The sequence below is a fragment of the Streptococcus oralis subsp. tigurinus genome (genome assembly GCF_002093575.1).
GTDB lineage: Bacteria > Bacillota > Bacilli > Lactobacillales > Streptococcaceae > Streptococcus > Streptococcus oralis_CH.
The window spans coordinates 1-3,204 of sequence record NZ_LNVH01000014.1; the positions used below are offsets into that span (position 1 = coordinate 1).

Sequence of the window (3,204 nt, forward strand, 5' to 3'; positions counted from 1 at the left end):
ATATATCCAAGAACAGGAAGAACATGATATAGCATTAGATAAATTAAGTGTAAAAGAATATGAGGATCCCTTTAGGGATAGTGGTAAGTAGTACCAAGGTCTCTTCAAGAGGCAAGTGACGAGTCAAGAGCAATGAGGCTTGAACAACGTGAAAGCCAGCGTCTTTAGGCGCTGGCTGCTGATTTGGGCTTATAGCCCTGGTGCAAACCACCCGTTAGACGGGTGGTTATGATTGTGAGAAAATTCTCTGGATTTCTCTTCCTTGAAACAACTAATGATCACTAAAGCGTCTGTATTTGATATGAAAATCAAAATAATGCTCATCTTGTAATTTTTGGAAGATGTCGCGATAGGCTTCCTCGTCGAAATGGTCACCGCGGTAGAGAATTTCAAAACTCAAGCCATCATACTCTAGAAAAGCGTTAGCTGTTTTAAAGCCATTTTGTTGATAGAAGCTCATACGAGCTTTTCTTTGTTCCAAGTTATCGCATTCTTCATCCAACCGCTCCACTTCAAGCAACATGGTCCGCTGGTAAAAATCAGTTAGTTTGTCGATAATTTCCTTCCCATACCCGTGACTTCTTAAGTGAGGCATGATGGCAAAAAAGCTAATATAGAAGGCCTTTTGGTTGGAGATGGCAAAAGCAAAGCCAACAAATTCTTCTTCGTTATAAAAAGCAAAAAAGTGGGCGTCATCACGGTCCTGATAGCGCAAAAACTCAGAAAGAGGGACCCGTTCTTCCTCGGGGAAAGCTTCGTTATTTAGCTTTTCAACTTTATCAAGATCTGGAAACACATCGGTTATTAATTGACTGGTCAAACTCATAAATGACCTCCTTTTCTTGATTATAGCAAATTGTCTCTCTGTAAGCAATTGATTTCAGGATTCGTTAAAGAATCTTGTCGGTCCTCTGGAAAGCTGATATAATATCTTTATGAATAAAAAACGAACAGTGGACCTGATTCACGGCCCCATTCTTCCCTCACTTTTGAGTTTTGCCCTTCCAATTCTGTTGTCCAATATTTTCCAACAACTGTATAATACAGCTGACGTCTTGATTGTAGGGCGGTTTCTTGGACAAGAATCCCTAGCAGCAGTAGGAGCAACGACGGCTATTTTTGATCTGATTATCGGCTTTGCCCTCGGAGTTGGAAATGGGATGGGAGTTGTCATCGCTCGTCTTTACGGTGCTCGTGATTTTGCTAAGATTAAAGAAGCAGTGGCAGCAACTTGGATTCTGGGTGCCATCCTGAGTGCTCTTGTCATGCTGATGGGCTTCTTCGGTCTTTATCCACTCTTGCAATATTTAGAGACACCTGTAGAAATCCTTCCTCAATCCTACGAGTACATCTCCATGATTGTTACCTGTGTAGGGGTTAGTTTTGCTTACAATCTTTTTGCAGGCTTACTGCGCTCGATTGGCGATAGCCTTGCGGCTCTTGCTTTTCTTATCTTCTCAGCTATCGTTAATGTGATCTTGGATTTGTATTTTATTACGCAACTGCATTTGGGTGTTCAGTCTGCTGGTCTTGCAACCATTATATCACAGGGTTTGTCAGCAATCCTCTGTTATTTTTATATTCGTAAGAGTGTTCCAGAGCTTCTTCCGAGTCTCAAACATTTCAAATGGAATAAGGCTCTCTATGTTGATCTCTTGGAGCAGGGACTAGCCATGGGTCTGATGGGGTCAATCGTCTCTATCGGAAGTGTCATTTTGCAATCCTCTGTCAATAGTTTTGGTGCAGTCATTATCAGTGCTCAAACGGCAGCACGGCGAATCATGGCCTTTGCCTTGCTGCCAATGACAGCTATTTCAGCATCGATGACGACTTTTATCTCTCAAAACTTTGGGGCGAAACGTCCCGAACGTATTGTCCAAGGCCTTCGTTTAGGGAGCTATTTGAGTATGTCTTGGGCAGCCTTTGCCTGTATTTTCCTATTTTTTGCCAGTCCTAGCCTAGTCTCTTTCTTGGCGAGTTCGACAGACAGCTACTTGGTAGAAAACGGGACCTTGTACTTACGTATCAGTTCTGTATTTTATCCATTTTTAAGCCTTTTATTGATTTATAGAAATAGCTTGCAGGGACTAGGCCAAAAACTTTTGCCACTTATATCTAGCTTTATCGAGTTGTTTGGGAAAATTATTTTCGTAGCTTGGATTATTCCATGGACAGGCTATACAGGTGTTATTTTCTGTGAACCGCTACTCTGGGTTGTGATGACTGTCCAACTTTACTTCTCCCTTTCCCGACACCCTTGGATAAAAGAAGGCAAGACAATCTTGGCAGCCAAAGGACAATCCTAGTTGGATTTGCTGAATAAAATCCATTTCCTCTAGTGAAAATCGAAAAAACTTGTGTTATAATAAGAAAGATTAAAATGTGAAAAAAGGAGATTCCTAATGGGACGTAAATGGGCCAATATCGTAGCCAAGAAAACGGCTAAAGATGGAGCTAACTCTAAAGTATATGCAAAATTTGGTGTAGAAATCTATGTAGCAGCTAAAAAAGGTGATCCAGACCCAGAATCAAACACTGCTTTGAAATTCGTTATCGACCGTGCTAAACAAGCCCAAGTGCCGAAACACGTTATCGATAAAGCGATTGATAAAGCAAAAGGAAACACAGACGAAACCTTTACAGAAGGACGTTACGAAGGTTTTGGACCAAATGGTTCTATGCTGATTGTTGATACTTTGACTTCAAACGTCAACCGTACAGCGGCTAATGTCCGTGCTGCCTTTGGTAAAAACGGCGGAAATATGGGTGCTTCAGGTTCGGTTTCTTACCTCTTCGACAACAAGGGTGTTATCGTATTTGCTGGTGAAGATGCAGATGCAGTCTTTGAGCAATTGCTTGAAGCGGATGTGGATGTGGATGATGTAGAAGCAGAAGAAGGAACAATCACTGTTTACACAGCTCCAACAGACCTTCACAAGGCTATCGTTGCCCTTCGTGAGTCAGGTGTCGAAGAATTCCAAGTGACAGAATTGGAAATGATTCCTCAGTCAGAAGTGGAATTGTCAGGCGAAGACCTTGAAACCTTTGAAAAACTTTACAGCGTTCTTGAAGACGACGAAGACGTACAAAAGATCTATACCAACGTAGACGGATTCTAAGTATAAAAATAAACCCCTTGAGATGCTTGACTTTTAAGGGGTTTGTTTTATGTTTTATTAATAAAAGGGGCACTCGAGGGGCAAT

The 3,204-nt window shown here is 41.6% G+C and carries 3 protein-coding genes and 1 pseudogene; 3 read left to right on the forward strand and 1 reads right to left on the reverse strand.

Annotation, left to right across the window (positions count from 1 at the left end):
* A pseudogene (locus tag ATE37_RS10515) lies at positions 1 to 91 on the forward strand (IS200/IS605 family transposase); the annotation flags it as partial.
* Between the two features lie 180 nt (positions 92 to 271).
* On the opposite strand, the gene ATE37_RS10520 reads toward ATE37_RS10515, so the two are convergent.
* Positions 272 to 826, reverse strand: a complete 555-nt coding sequence (locus tag ATE37_RS10520; RefSeq protein ID WP_000060287.1) for a GNAT family N-acetyltransferase — start codon at positions 824 to 826, stop codon at positions 272 to 274.
* A 109-nt stretch (positions 827 to 935) separates the two neighbouring features.
* Between ATE37_RS10520 and ATE37_RS10525 the strand changes: the two genes are divergently transcribed.
* A complete protein-coding gene (locus ATE37_RS10525) occupies positions 936 to 2,306 on the forward strand; it encodes an MATE family efflux transporter (RefSeq protein WP_084868981.1) in 1,371 nt (456 codons plus the stop codon).
* Between the two features lie 96 nt (positions 2,307 to 2,402).
* A complete protein-coding gene (locus ATE37_RS10530) occupies positions 2,403 to 3,119 on the forward strand; it encodes a YebC/PmpR family DNA-binding transcriptional regulator (protein WP_000532895.1) in 717 nt (238 codons plus the stop codon).
* The last annotated feature ends 85 nt before the right edge of the window (positions 3,120 to 3,204 follow it).

What these genes read in the sequence shown, in the direction of transcription:
- ATE37_RS10520 (WP_000060287.1), bottom strand. Translation starts at nt 826, where the DNA reads ATGAGTTTGACCAGTCAATTAATAACCGATGTGTTTCCAGATCTTGAT.
- ATE37_RS10525 (WP_084868981.1), top strand. Translation starts at nt 936, where the DNA reads ATGAATAAAAAACGAACAGTGGACCTGATTCACGGCCCCATTCTTCCC.
- ATE37_RS10530 (WP_000532895.1), top strand. Translation starts at nt 2,403, where the DNA reads ATGGGACGTAAATGGGCCAATATCGTAGCCAAGAAAACGGCTAAAGAT.